This is a genomic window from Vibrio sp. 10N.247.310.98 (assembly GCF_041467395.1).
Classification (GTDB): Bacteria; Pseudomonadota; Gammaproteobacteria; order Enterobacterales; family Vibrionaceae; genus Vibrio; species Vibrio crassostreae_C.
The window spans coordinates 1-17689 of record NZ_JBFSUL010000038.1 but is presented as its reverse complement, the minus strand read 5'-3'; the positions used below and the strand labels follow the sequence as shown (position 1 = coordinate 17689).

At 44.7% G+C, this 17689-nt stretch carries 14 protein-coding genes and 3 pseudogenes; 8 read left to right on the top strand and 9 right to left on the bottom strand.

What is annotated here, in order from left to right:
• Positions 1-121 precede the first annotated feature (121 nt).
• Positions 122-843: pseudogene (nfsA, locus tag AB6E78_RS15000) on the bottom strand (oxygen-insensitive NADPH nitroreductase).
• Between the two features lie 279 nt (positions 844-1122).
• Here nfsA and AB6E78_RS14995 point away from each other — a divergent pair.
• The 7 genes and pseudogenes from AB6E78_RS14995 (at position 1123) to AB6E78_RS14965 (ending at position 7500) form a co-directional block, all read left to right on the top strand.
• Positions 1123-2366: pseudogene (locus tag AB6E78_RS14995) on the top strand (NADH:flavin oxidoreductase/NADH oxidase family protein).
• Between the two features lie 235 nt (positions 2367-2601).
• Positions 2602-3585, top strand: coding sequence for an HAD family hydrolase (locus tag AB6E78_RS14990; protein WP_372133887.1), 984 nt, complete (start codon positions 2602-2604; stop codon positions 3583-3585).
• A 206-nt stretch (positions 3586-3791) separates the two neighbouring features.
• The gene (locus tag AB6E78_RS14985; protein ID WP_372133888.1) at positions 3792-4487 is read left to right on the top strand and encodes an aspartate/glutamate racemase family protein; all 696 of its coding nucleotides are present in this window, start codon (positions 3792-3794) and stop codon (positions 4485-4487) included.
• A 223-nt stretch (positions 4488-4710) separates the two neighbouring features.
• On the top strand, positions 4711-4833 hold the full coding sequence (locus tag AB6E78_RS14980) for a hypothetical protein (RefSeq protein ID WP_258182976.1): 123 nt from the start codon (positions 4711-4713) through the stop codon (positions 4831-4833).
• A 199-nt stretch (positions 4834-5032) separates the two neighbouring features.
• Positions 5033-5906, top strand: a pseudogene (locus AB6E78_RS14975) (radical SAM protein).
• 267 nt (positions 5907-6173) lie between these two features.
• Positions 6174-6410 (top strand): YdcH family protein, encoded by a 237-nt coding sequence (locus AB6E78_RS14970; protein WP_017067743.1) that lies wholly within the window; start codon positions 6174-6176, stop codon positions 6408-6410.
• Between the two features lie 193 nt (positions 6411-6603).
• Positions 6604-7500, top strand: a complete 897-nt coding sequence (locus AB6E78_RS14965; protein ID WP_102320698.1) for a LysR family transcriptional regulator — start codon at positions 6604-6606, stop codon at positions 7498-7500.
• Positions 7501-7601: 101 nt separating this feature from the next.
• On the opposite strand, the gene AB6E78_RS14960 is transcribed toward AB6E78_RS14965, so the two are convergent.
• The 6 genes from AB6E78_RS14960 to AB6E78_RS14935 form a co-directional block, all read right to left on the bottom strand.
• Entirely contained in the window at positions 7602-8411 is an 810-nt protein-coding gene (locus AB6E78_RS14960; RefSeq protein ID WP_372133889.1) for an SDR family NAD(P)-dependent oxidoreductase, read from the bottom strand.
• Positions 8412-8705: 294 nt separating this feature from the next.
• A complete protein-coding gene (gene glpD / locus AB6E78_RS14955) occupies positions 8706-10265 on the bottom strand; it encodes a glycerol-3-phosphate dehydrogenase (RefSeq protein WP_372133890.1) in 1560 nt (519 codons plus the stop codon).
• A 270-nt stretch (positions 10266-10535) separates the two neighbouring features.
• Positions 10536-11321 (bottom strand): DeoR/GlpR family transcriptional regulator, encoded by a 786-nt coding sequence (locus tag AB6E78_RS14950; protein ID WP_372133891.1) that lies wholly within the window; start codon positions 11319-11321, stop codon positions 10536-10538.
• A gap of 292 nt (positions 11322-11613) precedes the next feature.
• Positions 11614-13134, bottom strand: coding sequence for a glycerol kinase GlpK (glpK, locus tag AB6E78_RS14945; RefSeq protein ID WP_372133892.1), 1521 nt, complete (start codon positions 13132-13134; stop codon positions 11614-11616).
• A 59-nt stretch (positions 13135-13193) separates the two neighbouring features.
• Positions 13194-14048, bottom strand: a complete 855-nt coding sequence (locus AB6E78_RS14940) for an MIP/aquaporin family protein (protein ID WP_004732234.1) — start codon at positions 14046-14048, stop codon at positions 13194-13196.
• Between the two features lie 448 nt (positions 14049-14496).
• The gene (locus AB6E78_RS14935) at positions 14497-14928 is read right to left on the bottom strand and encodes a PACE efflux transporter (RefSeq protein ID WP_372133893.1); all 432 of its coding nucleotides are present in this window, start codon (positions 14926-14928) and stop codon (positions 14497-14499) included.
• A gap of 130 nt (positions 14929-15058) precedes the next feature.
• Here AB6E78_RS14935 and AB6E78_RS14930 point away from each other — a divergent pair, with 130 nt between their 5' ends.
• Positions 15059-15949 carry a LysR family transcriptional regulator gene (locus AB6E78_RS14930; RefSeq protein WP_017066099.1) on the top strand — a complete coding sequence of 297 codons (891 nt, stop codon included), beginning with the start codon at positions 15059-15061 and terminating at the stop codon, positions 15947-15949.
• A 107-nt stretch (positions 15950-16056) separates the two neighbouring features.
• Here AB6E78_RS14930 and arsB read toward each other — a convergent pair whose 3' ends face one another.
• Together arsB and AB6E78_RS14920 are read right to left on the bottom strand one after the other, a co-directional pair.
• On the bottom strand, positions 16057-17112 hold the full coding sequence (gene arsB, locus AB6E78_RS14925; protein WP_102320692.1) for an ACR3 family arsenite efflux transporter: 1056 nt from the start codon (positions 17110-17112) through the stop codon (positions 16057-16059).
• 109 nt (positions 17113-17221) lie between these two features.
• Positions 17222-17563: a helix-turn-helix transcriptional regulator gene (locus AB6E78_RS14920; RefSeq protein WP_017064015.1), complete on the bottom strand. Its 342-nt coding sequence runs from the start codon at positions 17561-17563 to the stop codon at positions 17222-17224.
• Positions 17564-17689 lie beyond the last annotated feature (126 nt).

Below are 17689 nucleotides of genomic sequence, written 5' to 3'. Positions count from 1 at the left end.
GCCTCCGGATAAATAAAAATGTCAGCGTATATTACGCTGACATTTTTGTTTGTACTGCTGTTTGCTGCTAGCTCTAATCGCTTAACGGCTTAACGGCTTAACGGCTTAACGGCTTAACGGCTTAACGCTTGGTCAGCTGCTTGCTGTTTAAGTAAGGCAGGATATGTGGGCGAGATTCACCAGAGAGTTTCTGTGTGATCTGCTGTGACCAACTGCTCTGCTTTTGGTTGCTTGAACGGCTTGCGTAGTAGCTTTGCATCGAATCATCGTAGCTGGCAATTTCATCTAGGCTCAGCGGTTGGTATTGGTTTTCGTGCATTACTACGTGAGCAGGGAGGCGAGGTTTCACCTCTGGTTGTTGTGCCGGGTGACCTAAGCACATCCCGAACAACACGGCGGTATGTTGTGGTAGTTCTAACAGTTCATCGACTTGTTGTGCGCTGTTACGCAGCCCGCCAATGTACACGCCACCTAAACCTAGAGACTCAGCAGCCAACATGCAGTTTTGCGCCATGATGCCAGAATCGACAGCGCCAATTAGGGTCAGTTCAGTAAAGTCGGTTTTCACTTCAGGGTTGATTTGAGCGTGGCGCTGATAGTCGATACAGAACACTAAAAACTCAGCCGCGTTCTCAACGTAAGCTTGGTTGCCTGCGTATTCGGCTAACAGTTTGCGCTTCTCTTTGTTTGTCACTCTCACGATAGAAACAGCCTGCAGTAAGCTCGATGACGAAGCCGCGAGACCAGCCTGAATAATCACATCAAGTTGTGCTTTTCAATCGGTTGATTTGTATATTGACGAATGGAGCGGTGCCCCAGAATAGTTTCAATCGTGCTGTTCATAACTCTCAGACAGTCCTTGTGATGATGGCGTAGAGAATCACAATACCGACAATTACCATGAGCGTAAAGGGTGTTCGAGCCTTTCTGGTTGACATATTTCAGCAGCGTCAGCCCAGTTTTTGAGATTCTATTTATAATCGATTAATGCCAGCTGCTATGCCGCTGGCATTTCCTTTTTGAGCGAAACTTGCTTCGAAATAGGCACTAAATGATAAAAACTGTCGGATAAAATAGGGCATACTGGACTCAATATATAAACCCAAGAAAGTAACCACGCGCATGAATCCAATCTGCCTCAACGACCCTTTTTCTCTTCCTAATGGCCAAGTGATCAAAAATCGCCTGTTCAAATCGGCAATGAGTGAACAGCTAGGTGATAAACATCATAACCCTAAGCAAGGTTTAGTCACGCTGTACCAGCGTTGGGCTCAAGGAGGAATTGGCCTATCCATGACGGGCAACGTGATGGTCGATAGAGGTGCGCTTGGTGAACCTAAAAACGTTGTGTTGGATGAGCAAAGTGACTTAAGCGTATTTCGTGAGTGGGCGAAGGCTGGAACACAAAATGGTTCGCAGATATGGATGCAATTGAACCACCCAGGTAAACAAATCCCTAAATTCTTATGTGATAGCCCGGTTGCGCCTTCGGCTATCTCTTTAGAGCGTGGATTAGAGAAAGGCTTCAATACACCACGAGCTCTGGCTGAAAAAGAAATAATCGCAATCATTGATAAATTTTCGCTGAGTGCAAAGCTTGCAAAACAAACAGGCTTTACTGGCGTGCAGATTCACGGTGCTCATGGTTATCTCGTGAGTCAGTTTTTGTCTTCGAGACACAATCAACGCCAAGACAAATGGGGTGGCTCACTCGAAAACAGACTTCGTTTCGTGCTTGAGGTTTATCGCGCGATTCGAAAAGAGGTCGGTGAAGATTTCCCTGTCGGAATTAAGCTCAACAGCGCTGACTTTATGAAAGGTGGCTTCACTGAAGAAGAGTCGATGCAGGTTGTTCAAACACTGAGTGATAACGGTATCGACCTGATTGAGATCTCCGGCGGCACCTATGAAAGTCCATCAATGATGGGTTCAAAGAGCAAAGCTGAACCAATCAAGGCCAGCACGGTAAACGTGAAGCGTATTTTATGGATTACATGGTGAAGGCGAGAAAACTCGTCAGCACTCCGCTGGTGGTCACGGGTGGTTTTCGAACTGCGCAAGCAATGAATGAAGCATTAAACTCCTCGGCGACCGATTTTATTGGTATTGCGCGCACAATGGCGGTTGATCCTGATTTCCCAAACAAGTTAATTGAAAACCCTAGCCACGGCATGCCGCTAACGGTGCCAACCACAGGAAAACCCGCATTAGACAAAGTGGCGATGGTCGGGCTGGTTTGGTATGAACATCAGATGTGGCGCATTGCCTCTGGCAAGAACGCCGACCCAAAACTAAGCGCACTCGGTGTGGTGTTAAAAACAATTTTCAGCGCTGGTTGGCACGCTTTCAAAAAGCGCAGAGCGTAAGCAGTCATGGATTGTTAAAGCAGAACTTTGAGGAATTGAAGTTCTGCTTTTTTGTTTGTCTCCTTTTAAGTTCTCGATAAATACATCGCAGAGCACCCTCAGCCAGCTTAGCTGTGGTACTAATCTAATACCAACATGAGCATTGGTTATAGTGTTCATAAGTGGAAAATCAGAGTAGACCAACTAGGATGAATTACATTAAACCCGGTAATTAATTCAACAACATGGTAGTGCTATGAAGAAAATAACCCTTTTGTCCGTTGCGATTTTATCTAGCCTCTCTTTCTCATCTTTTGCTAAAGATTGTGACCCTACATTACTGCCTTCTTGGAAGGACAGCGAGAGCAAATCCGCGATTGTCGATTTTGTTGGGCAAGCCACCCAAGCTGAATCTGATACGTTTGTGGCAATTGAAGATCGCATTGCCGTATTTGATAACGATGGTACGCTTTGGTCGGAAAAGCCGTACTACTTCCAATTAGCCTTTGTGCTAGATCGTGTAAAAGAGATGGCGCCAGAGCACCCTGAATGGAAAACAGAAGCACCGTTTAAGTTTGTGCTTGAAGATGATATTGAGAGCGTTTTGGGCAGCGGTGAAGAAGGGTTATTGAAAATCATCATGGCGACACATTCTGGTATGACTGTTGAACAATACCAGCAAGACGTTGAGCAATGGTTGACGGTAGCAAAAGATAAACGCTTCAACAAAGCCTACACAGACCTTACTTACCAGCCAATGAAAGAGATGCTGACTTACCTGCAAGAGCATGACTTTAAGACTTATATTGTGTCGGGCGGAGGCGTTGATTTCATGAGGGCGTGGGCTCCACAAGCTTACAACATTCCTACAGAGCAAATCATCGGTAGTGCGCTTAAATACAACTACAGCTACAACGATGGCAAACCAATGGTGACCAAAGACTCGTCGATTTTGACCATCGATGACAAAGCAGGAAAGGTCACCAATATTCAACATATTATAGGTAAGAAACCTATTCTTGCGGTGGGTAACTCAGACGGTGATCAAGCGATGATGCAGTGGGCAACGAGCCAACCCAACTCAATGGCGATGATTGTTCATCACACTGACGCTGAGCGCGAGTGGCAGTACGATCGTGAGTCTCACGTTGGCAAGCTTGATAAAGCGCTAGATGAGGCGAATTCCAGAGAGGATTGGACACTGATCGACATGAAATCAGATTGGTGTGAGGTGTACTAACGCCACGTTTACCCTTGGCCAAAACCACAAAGGCTTGGATTTTTAATTCGAGCTTTTTTGTGAGCGGAGGTTTGGGAATGAACGGTTTGAAAGCAATCGTTTGAAAGGAATAAGGTGTTATGGGCTCGCTTTAAGCAAGAACGTACTATAAATTTTCAATGTGTGACGGTTTAATCGGGATAGTCAGAAATTAAAGGAATAGAAAAATGAAAACGATCGGTTTGCTCGGCGGTATGAGTTGGGAGTCGACAGTGAGTTACTACAAGTCCATCAACGAGGGCGTTAAAGCGAGCCTTGGTGGGCTCAATTCTGCAAAGGTTTGTATGTACAGCGTGAACTTCGATGAGATAGAAAAGCTTCAACATCAAGGTCGCTGGGCTGAGACGGCTGACATCTTATCGGATGCAGCTTTATCGGTAGAGAAGGGCGGCGCTGACTTCATCCTGATCTGTACCAATACCATGCATAAGGTCGTTCCTGAGATTGAAGAGAAGATCACGATCCCTATCTTGCACATCGCTGATACCACGGCGCAGAAGCTGCTGGAACAAGGCGTGAAGAAAGTCGGATTACTCGGTACCGCTTTCACCATGGAACAAGATTTCTATAAAGGCCGTCTGACTAACAAATTCGGTATCGATGTGGTGATTCCTGATGAGAGTGACCGAGAGAAAGTCCACAACATCATTTATCAAGAGCTGTGTCGAGGCCAAGTAAAAGAAGAATCTCGAGATGTATACCGTCAAATCATTGAGAAGCTAGGCCAACAAGGTGCAGAAGCCGTTATTCTGGGCTGTACTGAAATCGCCCTCCTGATTCAGCAGCAACACACTGATGTTCCCTTGTTTGATACCACAGCCATTCATGCAGAAGCGGCTGTACGTTTGGCGACGAGTGACTAACTTCTAGTTCTTATTCTTAGTTCCATAGCTGTCCTATTTTCGCTCTTGTACGATTTTCATTCGTTGAAGTGAAAGTTTTTTGTACAAAAGCAGGTCGTTAGTTAAAGAAGCGATGCTTTGTTCATTAACCAAGGCCTTATCGGTAGGTAAGGTTTTAGTTAATGACTGAGGTATCCGCGCTTTTAAGCACTATGCTTTAGTCATGACCGAAAGAGGATTTATTATGAAATGGCTTATCTTATCTGTAACGCTGTTATTCGTGGCAGGATGCCAATCGACGGGGTCTCAAGAAGCACAAGTCGGTGACGACATGAATCGAGTTCATACCCAAGGGTGCAGCAGCTAATCTTCTTTTGTGGAAACACATTTTCAGCAGCTCCGGTAGAGAGTTACCCCTACAAAGCCTTGTGTTGTCACAAGGCTTTTATTTTATACAAAATCTAAAAAATGATTCGACTATATCGCGAATTATCAATGAATACTGGTGTTGATAAACTCTGTTTTATTAAAGCACGCTCTCGTGCTTATAGACCGGAGAAACCAATATGAATTACGAGGGAAAAGTATATCGTCCATGGACAGAGGCGAAGAGCATTCTGATTCAAACCACTTTAGGTTGCAGTATCAACACGTGCACGTTCTGTAATATGTTCAGCGATAAACGATTCAAGGTTTGTGATATTGAGGATGTGTTTAAAGATATCGAAGAAGCTCGCCTGATTTATCCTTACGTTGAATCGATTTTCCTTATCGATGGCAACGTGATGGCCGCCCGCCACGGATTATCTCCTTAAGATTTTGGATAAGCTTCGTCATACCTTTCCAGAAAGCAGAAAAGTATCGCTCTATAGTGGTTTGAACGATTTCCGTCGTAAAAGCTTGAGCGAACTTAAAGAGCTTAAAAGTGCCGGTCTCACTATGGCTTATGCGGGGTTGGAGTCAGGCGATGCGGTTGTACTCGACAACATCAAAAAGCGCATGACACCAGAACAAGCGATTGAGGGCATGGCACTGGCAAAAGAGGCAGGTATCGAAACTCTATTGTCGTTTATTTTTGGACTCGGCGGTCGTGAGCGTTCCCGCGAGCACATTGTCGAGACAACAAGGTTGCTGAATATCATGAAACCTGAGCAGATAGCGCCAATGGCGTTAGCAATACAACCAGGAACGATTTTGGAGCAGCAAGTTAATGACGGTACGTTCATCATGCCGACTCAACTTCAGATCTTAGAAGAGGAAAAATACTTACTCGAAAACCTCAATATCGATACTTTCTATTGGGGCGACCATGGTAATAACATCGTGACTCAGAAAGGTTTCCTGCTTGATTCAAGAGAGCAATTTTTGGCTAAGGTGAACCATGCGATAGCATCAAACCCAATGGCTAAAGACAGTGTTATTCAGACGTTTGCTTGGTAGCGTTTAGTTAAAAACGATACTTGCAGGCTAAGTAAAAATCGAAAGAAGTATTGTTTTCGAGGCGGGATAATCGCCATAAACCTACTTCCGTTACTGAGACAATTCAAAATCAGCAAAGCCATTTTCTTGGTGGATGTTGTAAATTTGTGAATCTGAATTGTCTATATTCTATGCTGTGTACTGGATCTCATTTGTTATTTGACTCCCTTGCTAAGGTTAATAATGAATGCGTAATACCAATCACTTTACTCAACTTAAGAGGTTTCTATGCTAGGTGAAAATCATTCTCTTGTTCACGAATTTCCTGAAATGAAAGATAAAATTGCTGAGCTTGTTAAAACTGACGATGGCTTTGCAGCAGACATGAAGACGTACGACAACCTTGATAAAGAGATTCGTAAGCTTGAGCTGAAAGATTCACCCATTGATGACGGCTCGATGCACCAACTGAAACATGATCGTTCTGTACTGAAAGATGCACTGCATGCACGTTTAACTGGCTAGTGAGCTAGTAATTTTGCTGATTAGCTAAATGGCGAATTGCAGACTTAGACAAAAAAACTCCTTCGGGAGTTTTTTTCGTTTTGGCACAATAACATCTTCACAATTCAACTAAGTTAATACGTTGTGTTGTTATGTGAATGACGCATAATGAGGGTTACTGGTACACGATTTTTAAGATTTTATTGGTAATCTCATGAATATTGAACACCTCAAATTGTTTGTTCGTTTAGCTTCCACACATAACATCAGCATGGCTGGGCAAGAGCTTGGTTTGTCTCCTGCTGTTGCAAGCTCGCACATCAGTAAACTGGAAGACAATTTAGGCGTTCGCTTGGTCCACCGAACCACTCGTAAGGTCTCTTTAACCGAAGAGGGGGAAGCATTCTTACCTCATGCTGAAGAAGTGTTATCGAGCGTGGATGCTGCCAAATCGGCGGTCGGTGTGGGTTGTGATTCTCCAACCGGAACGTTGCGAGTTACCGCATCTGCGTCTTTTGGACGTTTGCATCTTGTTCCTGCCTTACCTGGATTCTTAGAGCGCTACTCTGGGTTAAAAGTCGATCTCAGGCTATCAGATTCGATGGTGGATGTTGTTGAGGGTGGCTTTGATATCGCGATTCGTATCTCGGAGCTGAAAGACTCGACACTGATTGCCCGAAAACTTGCGACAGACAAGCGTATTGTGTGTGCATCGCCTGATTACTTAATCAAATATGGTAAGCCAGCCAAACCTCGAGATCTTAACGATCATCAATGTATTAGCTTAATTGGTTTAGAAAACTGGACCTTCAATACTGAAAGCGGGCCTAAGACGATTAAGGCATCTGGGTCGTTCAGGGCAGATAACGGGGAAGCACTGCGTGACGCAGCCTCAGGTGGTATGGGGATCACGGTGACATCGAATTGGTGTGCCTATGAACAACTGAAAAGCGGTCAGCTGGTTCAAATATTAGAAGATTACCCATTAACATCAGAGCCTGCAATTTGGGCTGTGTACCCAAGCACAAGGTTACTTGCACCAAAGGTGAGAGCCTTCATTGACTACTTCTCTGAATATTATGGTAATCCACCGTATTGGGAACAAAAGTAGAATCAGATAGATTTAACGAAAAAGCCCTACGTGACTAAGTTATGCGTTAGTCACGTAGGGCTTTTTCTTGGAATCAGAAAATCACTTGAGCATAGCTGTCATTAAGAAAGCGTTGCTTTGATGATCTCTTCAATTTTAGCGACAACTTGTTGTGACTTATCGCCGTAAATCGCATCTGGGTGCGGGTTAGCAAACGTGTTGTTGTCGTTATCAAAGTATTGACCGCCTGCTTGTGCGAACTCATCAGACAATGATGCGCGAACCAGAATATCAGAACCGATGCTTAGGTCGCCGCCTGCAATGCCATAAGCGTCTTTCACCATCTTGCTGCCTAGTAACGAAGCTGGGTTGACAGCAACCACCATTGGCCCCGTAGAGCCTAACTCTTTTGCCATCTCACGAGTCCACATAGTGATCGCAAGCTTGCTTTGTGCGTAAGCGTCACCATCAGACATTGGTTTCTTACCTTCTAGCGCTTCGATGTTCACTGCTGCTTGCGCGGCTGAAGACAGGTTCACCACTCGGCTAGATGCATCTAGTACAGGTAGCAGACGTTTAGTCAGATGGTATGGTGAAATGGTATTCACAACAAAACGAACATCTAAACCGTCTTTAGTGATTGGGTTCGGAGTGTTGAACACACCTGCGTTGTTAATCAGTACATCAATCTTATCGCGCTCAGCAATTACTTTGTCAGCCAACGCATCAACATCTGCCAGAATAGACAAGTCTGCCACGTAGCTTTGGATCTTCGCTTGCGTAGAGAGAGCGATAAGTTGCTGCTCAACGTCTTTAAGTTTGCTTGGGTTACGTCCATGCAATAAAACGTGGTGACCTTGCTGAACGAGTGCTTTTGCTGTTTCGAAGCCGATACCATCGGTAGAGCCTGTGATCAGAATGACTTTTTGCATGGAATAGATTCCTTATTAAAGCGCTGACATCGTGAGCGTTTTGAATGAATTGTTTTGTTGAGATAAAGAATAGCAACCTTTTATCAAGTTGATAATTAACCCATTTGATAAAACACTATTTAGCTTTTGTTGAAAATAGAAGAGGGTAAAAGGGCGATTTGGTCGAGTGACAACTACTGAAGTGCAAGGAGTTGAACGCAAATAGTGGAGGCAAATAATAAAAAAAGCTTAGCGCGGGGGACGCTAAGCTTGTTTATTAATCAGGTTGTTGAACTGTGCTTGTTGGCTGATGGATTAGCTTACTTGAGAAAAGCTTACCACTTTACGTTGTAGCTTCTCTTTTAAGTAATCAGACAATGCTTGTTGCTCAGATTCGCTCATGTATAAGCCAAGTTTGGTTCTGCGCCATAAGATGTCTTCGTCTGTCATTGCCATCTCTTGGTTGATCAAGTAATCAATCTCAGCTTGGTAAACACCGTGTGCTTCGCTTGAGAACTGGATGCCAAGGTCCGCCTCACATGTAGCGCCTTCAAGCAGGTCCCATGTGTAAGTACCAAATTGGGTCACGTAACGAAGTAGCAGTGCTTCTGGTGCCCAAGGGTATTTAGTGTGCATCATTGCTGCAAGCTGTTCGCGGCTGCAGCTGAAGTTACCACCCGGTAGTGTGTCGTTAGCTGTCCAAGGTGCGCCCATGTGTTTCAGGTAAGGTTCTAGCTTGTTCAGTGCCGCTTCACCGAGTTTACGATAAGTCGTTAACTTGCCACCAAAGATAGATAGCAGTGGTGCTTGATCCATTTCTGCATCCAGCTCCAGTGTGTAGTCACGAGTGATAGCTTGTGGTGAGTCAGATTCATCGTCACAAAGCGGTCTTACGCCACTGTATGTCCAGACCACATCGTCACGCTCTAGTTGCTTAACAAAATGCTGGTTAACGATATCAATTAAGTAATCAACTTCTACATCGTCGATAGCCACTTCGCGAGGATCGCCTTTGTATTCAAGGTCGGTTGTGCCGATGATCGAGAACTTATCTAGGTAAGGGATCATGAACACTATGCGGTTATCTTTGTTTTGTAGAATGTACGCTTGTGGTTCGTCATGAACACGCGGCACCACAATGTGTGATCCTTTGATTAGGCGAATATTACGTGGTGAGGTTTGCTCTAAACCATCATCAAAGAACTGTTTCACCCAAGGGCCAGCTGCGTTGACCAATGCTTTCGCTTTGCGCTCGAAACGTTGGTTTGTCATCACATCAAGAATCGTTACATGCCAAATGTCGCCTTCGCGGTGCGCTTTTTCAACACGGCAGTAGTTACGTACTTCTGCGTTGTTTTCTTTTGCTGCCAACACGTTGAGCAATACCATACGAGCATCATCAACCCAGCAATCTGAGTATTCGAAGCCTGTCTTCATTTCTGGTTTCAGTAGCCCTGATTTTGCTAGGTTGACTGTCTTACTTCCAGGAAGAGTGGTGCGCTTACCCAAGTTATCGTAAAGGAATAGGCCACAGCGAATCATCCAAGCTGGGCGTAAAAATGGTCGATGAGGTAAACGGAAACGCATTGGCTGAGCAACGTGAGGCGCTTTTCTTAACAAGACTTCACGTTCAGCGAGTGCTTCCGAAACCAAACGAAATTCGTAATGTTCAAGGTAGCGTAGGCCACCGTGGATAAGCTTTGAGCTAGCAGAAGACGTCGCAGACGCGAAATCATTTGCTTCGTATAAACCAACGTTTAGACCACGACCAGCAGCGTCTGCCGCGATACCCGCACCATTGATGCCGCCGCCAATAACGATTAAGTCTAGAGTTGAAGATGTACTATTGTTTGAATTAGTTTGTTGAGCACTCATGGTTTTGACCTCTTTCTGAGCGAACGAGCATTTTAGAACATAATTGAATCCTATATGAACTTTCGTTTGCGGTCATTTATTATTTTCGTTTATGCGCGTTTTATGTGATTTGGGCATAAAAAAACCTCTGCTTATGAAAGCAGAGGTTCAAATAAGACTAATTCGAGCATAGAAGCGACAGTGACAGCGAGCAAGTTTTACTTTATTAACTTTTCTATAAAGAATGGTGATTCATTTAAGAAAGTGGCGTCACTGAGCTCTTATGTTTAGTTATTCGCTCATAGGACGAGCGGTATCGATCACTTCTAATGGTATTGCCGAATCTTTAAGGATGTTGAGAATCTCTTCCGGTGGCTGCTTATTAGTAAACACCATGTGGGCCTGAGAGATATTGCCGAGCTTAACCATCGCGTTACGACCAAACTTACTGTGGTCGATGGCTAAGAAGATGCTGCGACTGTTTTCGATGATGGCTTGTTTTACACGAACTTCGTGGTAATCAAAATCGAGCAGTGAGCCATCAAAGTCGATGCCGCTGATGCCTAAGATGCCGAAATCGAGGCGGAACTGCTTTACAAAGTCGAGTGTCGCTTCGCCAACAATACCGCCATCGCGGTTTCTCACTTCGCCACCTGCCAAGATAACCTTTATCTCTGGGTTTGGTAGCAGGATACTGGCAACGTTGATGTTGTTAGTCACGACTCTGAGTTGTTTGTGGTTTTTGTTCAGCGCGCGTGCCACGGATTCTGGTGTAGTGCCGATATCAACGAACAAGGTTGCACCATCTGGAATGTGTTTAACCAGCTCATCGGCAATCACATCTTTTTCATTGAAGTTAAGCGCTTTACGCGTGTTGTAAGAGGTGTTTTCTGAGCTAAGAGGAATGGTTGCACCACCGTGATAACGACGGATTTTGTTGCTATCAGCCAGCTCATTGAGGTCTCGTCTGATGGTTTGTGGGCTGACATCGAACTTTTCAACGAGCTCTTCGGTGCTCACATATCCTTGTGTTTTTACCAGATCTACAATCTGCTGGTGTCTTGGTATCTGCTTCACTTAACTTACCACTCCCTGCGCGCAAAGGGCTCTAGCGCGTCAAAATCGAAAATATAAACTCACGCTATTGTGCTCGAATTGATGAAAAGAGAGAAGTAATGATGGTAAGGAATCATGTCTAAACCGCAAAAACGCTGGTCAAAAAGTGGAATTTGAGCCTGAAACGCAAAAAAGAGCACAAAATAGTGCTCTTTTTAGTTTCGTTTGCTGAGGTTCGAGCAATCTAATCGATGAGGCTGCTCGAGTTCCTAGGTCAACGATTAATGATTAACGATGAGCTGAATACTCAGTATTACTCTTCGTCGTCATCGTGCAGTTCAGACCAAACCTGTGCACACTTGATTGCACGCTTCCAGCCTTTGTAACGGCGGTTACGTTTCTCTTCGTCGTGGTGCGGCATGAAGGTGCGGTTAAGAACGGCTTTGTCTTGAAGCTCGTCAATGCTGTCCCAGAAACCAACCGCTAGGCCAGCAAGGTAAGCGGCACCAAGAGCCGTTACTTCCGTTACTTCAGGGCGGTGAACCTCAGTATCAAGCACGTCTGATTGGAATTGCATTAGGAAGTTGTTCGCTACTGCGCCGCCATCAACACGTAGGTTTGCTAGCTTGATGCCAGAGTCCGCTTGCATCGCGTCTAGTACGTCACGCGTTTGGTAAGCAATACCTTCCAAGGTTGCACGGATGATGTGGTTAGAGTTAACACCACGAGTCAGGCCAACAATCGTACCGCGAGCGTAAGCATCCCAGTATGGTGCGCCTAAACCAGTAAACGCAGGGACTACGTAAACGCCGTTTGAAGAATCTACTTTGGTTGCGAAGTACTCAGAGTCTTCTGCGCCAGCCAGTAGCTTCATTTCATCACGTAACCATTGGATAGATGCGCCGCCCATGAATACTGCACCTTCCAGTGCATAAGCTGGTTCGCCTGTAGGACCACATGCTAATGTCGTTAATAGGCCGTTCTTTGATGTTACTTTCTCTTGGCCTGTGTTCATTAGAAGGAAACAACCTGTGCCGTAAGTGTTCTTAGCTTGGCCTGCTTCTACACACATTTGACCGTAAAGTGCAGCTTGTTGGTCACCCGCAATACCCGCGATTGGAATACGAGTACCGCCTTTACCACCAAGGTTCGTTTGACCGTAAACTTCAGAAGAACGCTTCACTTCAGGCATCATTGATGCTGGAATACCCATCTCGTCTAGTAGCTTGCTGTCCCAGCATAGGTCGTTGATGTTGAACAACATAGTACGTGACGCGTTAGTGTAATCCGTAACGTGAACACGTCCTTGAGTCATTTTCCAAACCAACCAAGTATCAACGGTACCGAACAATAGTTTGCCAGCTTCAGCGTCTTCGCGAGCGCCTTCAACGTTGTCTAGAATCCATTTTACTTTTGTACCTGAGAAATACGGGTCAAGGACTAAGCCTGTATTGTCACGTACGTAGTCTTCTAGGCCACGTTCTTTAAGTTCTTCACAAATTTCTGCAGTACGACGACATTGCCATACGATTGCGTTGTAAACCGGTTTGCCAGTTTCTTTGTTCCAAACAATGGTGGTTTCACGTTGGTTAGTGATACCAATACCCGCTAGCTCGTCGCTGCGAATACCTGCTTTAGCAAGTGCTTCAACCAATGTAGAGCTTTGAGTTGCCCAGATTTCCATTGGATCATGCTCAACCCAACCCGCTTTCGGGTAAATCTGAGTGAATTCTCGTTGAGAAGAACTAACGATGTTTGCATCGTGATCGAGGATTACAGCGCGAGAACTTGTGGTGCCTTGGTCTAGGGCAACAATGTATTTTTGCTCGGTCATGGTAAGAATCCTTTTTCTTTCGTTATTTATATTTTAGTAAATGTAAGGTCGCTTAGGGATTAAGCTTGAGCTTGTTCAGCTTCTTCTTCTGTTTCACATTGGTTTGGAATTGTGCAGCCTTGGCCTTCTACTGGTAGGTAAGCACCGATAACACGAGGGTACAACCAACCACCAAAACACGCACCAGCAATTGGAGCAAGAATTGGAACGATGAAGTAAGGAATATCACGAGCACCGCTTAGTGCGAAATCCCAACCTGCAAAGTAAGCGAACAGTTTTGGTCCGAAGTCACGAGCAGGGTTCATTGCAAAGCCAGTCAGTGGACCTAAAGAACCACCGATAACCGCGATAAGAATACCGATCAGTAGAGGGTTCATTGCACCGCGAGATGCGCCGTTGTTCTCATCACCTAACGCTAAAATGGCAAACATCAACACTGCAGTAATCACGAATTCCACAGCAAAAGCGCCGAAGAAAGAAAGTGAAGCATGTGGGTAAGTCGAGAAGATACCAGCAGTTGATAGTGCGTCTTGGCTGCTACGAACGAAGTTATGTGCGATTTCGTAGTCAGTAAATAGGTTGCTATACAGGCTGTAAACCAATGCTGCAGAGCAGAAAGCGCCAAGCAGTTGCGAAATGATGTAAGGCACCACTTTCGCTTTATCGAAGCCATGGAACATGGCCAGTGCAATCGTTACGGCTGGGTTGATGTGTGCGCCTGAAACGCCGGCAGTACAGTAAATTGCAATCGCAACACCGAAGCCCCAGATGATGCTGATTTCCCATTGTCCGAATGTCGCACCAGTTAATACCAGAGCGGCCACACAGCCAACGCCAAAGAATATGAGTAATCCTGTGCCGATAAATTCAGCCAAGCATTGCCCAAATAAAGAAGGGTGTTTGTTTGTTGTCATGTTCGAGTCCTTTTTAGTTTTGCTTATCTAGCACGTGTATTGTGCATATATTTGCGAACTCGAAAATAAACGAACATCAAAAGTGAGCGTTTGAGCATAAAATTGTTAATTAAAGTCACTTGAAATGTTAATCCGAACACTTTTGCTCGGAAAAGATGCTCGCATGAACGTCATTGCTCGAATTGATAGGTTGCGAAGTCGCTCAAACTACTTATATGTAAATGAATGCGCAACTGGTACGAGGAGTTTATGTTTGGATTTGTGATACTACTTCGTGAGTGGCGGATTATTAGACTTAATTAGGGAGGGCTGTGTGATGTTTTTGCTATGTAACAAGGGAGTTAACAAATGAGCTTATATGCATAAATGAATAAACTGCCAACTATGTTGTAGTTTGGCAGTTTTCATTTGGGTGTATGTTCTTGTTATACGAGACGAACTTACCGCTCTAAACCAGAGCTGCCACTTTTCCTTTCGCAACCAATTGATATCGAACCGAGTCATACGCCCAGTTGAACGCAATCGCGTAAAGTACGAAGAAAATAACTAGGCCGATGTCCATGATCAGTACGGTTAGGAAGTCGAGTTGTAGAACCCACATCAAGACAGGTAGAGTCACTGTCATTAAGCCAAGCTCAAAACCTAATCCGTGCAGGATACGTGTTTTCGTGGTTCTTTTGCTTCGGTCTGCTCCGTAAATTTTGTCGTAGCCATAGTTGTAAACGTAGTTCCAAGCCATCGCTATCAATGATATTGCGAGCGCTAAGCCTGCCATTTCACCTGCGCCGTTTCCTGTAATATAGGTTGCAAGCCCTGTCATCAAAACCAAAGCAACCAATTCAAATAGCACCATGTGCAACATGCGTTCTTTATGTGACATTTTTCTAACTCTCTTTACGATTAAATAGCCGCCGATGGGCTAATGACTTGGCTAAATAATATCTACTTAAGTGATAATATAAAGATAGTTAGCATCACATATAGTGATAGTAAGTTTTGGGAGACACCGAATGTACAACATTGAACAACTGAAAATGTTTGTGTATGCCGTTGAATTAGGGTCATTTTCTGCCAGTGCTCGTCATTTGGGGAAGGTGCAGTCGGCGGTGAGCCAAGGCATCAGTAATCTTGAAATAGATTTTAATGTTGAGCTTTTTGATCGTTCGACTCGAAAGCCTTCACTAACCAAAGCGGGCGAGCAGTTATTTAAACAGGTGAAAGCGATCGTGCTTCAGGTTGAAGATCTGAATGTGACGGTTAGTGCGATGGGCAGTGGTGAAGAGGGGCTCATCAAAATTGCATTAGATGATTCACTATTGGTCCCGAATCTATCTAAGATCCTTAGTCAGTTCAGTCAACAATTCCCTGCGACTGAAGTGGAACTGGTTGCGTGTACCACGACAGAGGTCAATCCGTTAATTATCGAAGAGAGGGCCGACATTGGATTAATGTTTACTAACTTGGCTTTTGATGTCGGTTCTGAGCCTTGCTTTATCGGTCACTTACCGTTTATTGCTGTGTGTCATCCAAGTCATGCGCTCGCAAAAACAGGTGTGGCGAAACTCTCTGACTTACTCCCGCATCGTCAGTTAATGTTGAGGGGAGACAAAGGTAAGGTGATGGATCAGTTTCCGCTGATTGCCGGAAAGGTATGGTGGTCAAACAGCTTTATCGTCATTAAAGAGATGATTCTTGGTAGCGATATCGGTTGGGCATACTTACCGAAACACCTTGTTGAAGAAGAGCTTATTAAACAGCGCTTGGTAGAGGTGAATGTGTCATTTGACCATAAAACTTGGTCGCCTCCGGTTGATCTTGTTCTGTCTAAAACACGCTCAAAAGGTCCTGCATTACTTTGGCTTGAACAAGCATTGAAAGGCCTATTAGACGAAACTGAATAAAGAAAAGGCTCACCGTTTAACGTGTGAGCCTTTCTGTTCAAAGTGATGCTGCTTTTTGTTAGTTCTAGTTCTAGTTCTAGTTCTAGTTCTAGGTGTAGACGTAGATGCTATACGCTAGGTTTAACCGTCTGACCGTTGTAGTACTTGTCTTTCATCTTAAGCGCCACGTTCACAAGGTAAATCAGCACAGGGACTTCAATCAGTGGACCGATAACGCCTGCAAACGCTTGGTCTGAGTTGATACCGAATACTGAGATAGCCACGGCAATCGCTAGCTCGAAGTTGTTACCTGTTGCTGTAAATGCAATTGATGCGTTCTTGTCGTACTCGATGCCCATCTTTTTACCGATGAAGAAACTGATGAAGAACATCGCAGTGAAGTAGATAGTCAGTGGAACCGCAATTAATAGAACGTCCATTGGCAGTTCAACAATCATTTCACCTTTCAGGCTGAACATCAGAACGATAGTCGCCAGTAGTGCAATCAGTGTGATTGGAGAGATGCGTGGAATAAATACGTCGTTGTACCACTGCTCGCCTTTCATCGACACAAGGATCTTACGGCTTAGGAAGCCCGCTAGGAATGGGATACCTAGGTAGATAAGTACACTGTGTGCAATGTCGATCATCGAGATATCAACCAACATGCCTTCGTAACCAAATACTGGTGGAAGAACGCTGATGAACAACCACGCCATAAAGCTGTAGCTCACCACTTGGAATGCACTGTTTAGAGCAACCAATGCCGCGCCGTACTCTTTGTTACCGCCGCCGATGTCGTTCCAAACCAGAACCATCGCCACACAACGAGCAAGACCAATCAGAATCACCCCAACCATGTAACCTGGGTGGTCTCCCAAGAAAGTTAGTGCCAATACAAACATCAGAATTGGACCAACGATCCAGTTCATGATCAAAGAGAGCTTAATGGCTTTCTTATCTTTTACCACAGTGCCTAGCAGGTTGTAGTTAACCTTAGCCAGAGGTGGGTACATCATTAAGATAAGGCCAACCGCAAGCGGAATGTTAGTGGTGCCAACAGACATTGAATCGTTCCACTGTTCGATCTGTGGGAATAGGGTGCCGAGTAGTACACCAAGGCCCATGGCAATAAAAATCCACAGTGTTAAGTAGCGATCTAGAAAACCTAACTTTGGTTTCATGATAATCTCTCTTAGTTGATATCGTAAATCGTCGAAAAACGATTGGTTGTGGCAAAAAAACACGCTTAAAAGTAAAGGCTATCAAAGCCGATCATTCAAGCGTGAACTTCTATTTTAAAATGCTGTTAAATATCGATTCGAAGCGTTGAATATTGTCGCGGTCGATGCGGTAACACATCTTCGGCGGAATCGACTCAGCCGTAATAAAACCTGAGGCTTTCAATATTCTTAAGTGCTCTGATACCGTTGATTGAGCTAAACCCAATTCACTCACCAGATCACTGTTCAAGCAGCCGCCCGATTTTTCTAACGTGGAAAGGATACTCAATATACGTATTCTTGCTGGGTGAGCGAGTGCTTTCGCCAGTGCGGCCATTTGCTTTTCTGCTTTAGCATCACCGTGTTCGATGGGCAGAGAACAGCCACCAGATGTCGAGCAAGTTGAGTTCATATTGACGTCTCACTTTCATTAATCGTTAAAAGACGATTAATGATAAGCCTATTTTAAATAGGGGTCAATGCCAGGGCAAGATTACGAAGCCCCTTGCCCTGCAAGGACTTGCGAAAGGTAAGCGTT

Excerpts from the sequence above, each read along its gene's own strand:
- AB6E78_RS14965 (WP_102320698.1), top strand. The coding sequence starts at position 6,604 with ATGAATATTGAACACCTCAAATTGTTTGTTCGTTTAGCTTCCACACAT.
- AB6E78_RS14960 (WP_372133889.1), bottom strand. The coding sequence starts at position 8,411 with ATGCAAAAAGTCATTCTGATCACAGGCTCTACCGATGGTATCGGCTTC.
- glpD (WP_372133890.1), bottom strand. The coding sequence starts at position 10,265 with ATGAGTGCTCAACAAACTAATTCAAACAATAGTACATCTTCAACTCTA.
- AB6E78_RS14970 (WP_017067743.1), top strand. The coding sequence starts at position 6,174 with ATGCTAGGTGAAAATCATTCTCTTGTTCACGAATTTCCTGAAATGAAA.
- AB6E78_RS14920 (WP_017064015.1), bottom strand. The coding sequence starts at position 17,563 with ATGAACTCAACTTGCTCGACATCTGGTGGCTGTTCTCTGCCCATCGAA.
- AB6E78_RS14985 (WP_372133888.1), top strand. The coding sequence starts at position 3,792 with ATGAAAACGATCGGTTTGCTCGGCGGTATGAGTTGGGAGTCGACAGTG.
- arsB (WP_102320692.1), bottom strand. The coding sequence starts at position 17,112 with ATGAAACCAAAGTTAGGTTTTCTAGATCGCTACTTAACACTGTGGATT.
- AB6E78_RS14930 (WP_017066099.1), top strand. The coding sequence starts at position 15,059 with ATGTACAACATTGAACAACTGAAAATGTTTGTGTATGCCGTTGAATTA.
- AB6E78_RS14990 (WP_372133887.1), top strand. The coding sequence starts at position 2,602 with ATGAAGAAAATAACCCTTTTGTCCGTTGCGATTTTATCTAGCCTCTCT.
- glpK (WP_372133892.1), bottom strand. The coding sequence starts at position 13,134 with ATGACCGAGCAAAAATACATTGTTGCCCTAGACCAAGGCACCACAAGT.
- AB6E78_RS14940 (WP_004732234.1), bottom strand. The coding sequence starts at position 14,048 with ATGACAACAAACAAACACCCTTCTTTATTTGGGCAATGCTTGGCTGAA.
- AB6E78_RS14935 (WP_372133893.1), bottom strand. The coding sequence starts at position 14,928 with ATGTCACATAAAGAACGCATGTTGCACATGGTGCTATTTGAATTGGTT.
- AB6E78_RS14980 (WP_258182976.1), top strand. The coding sequence starts at position 4,711 with ATGAAATGGCTTATCTTATCTGTAACGCTGTTATTCGTGGCAGGATGC.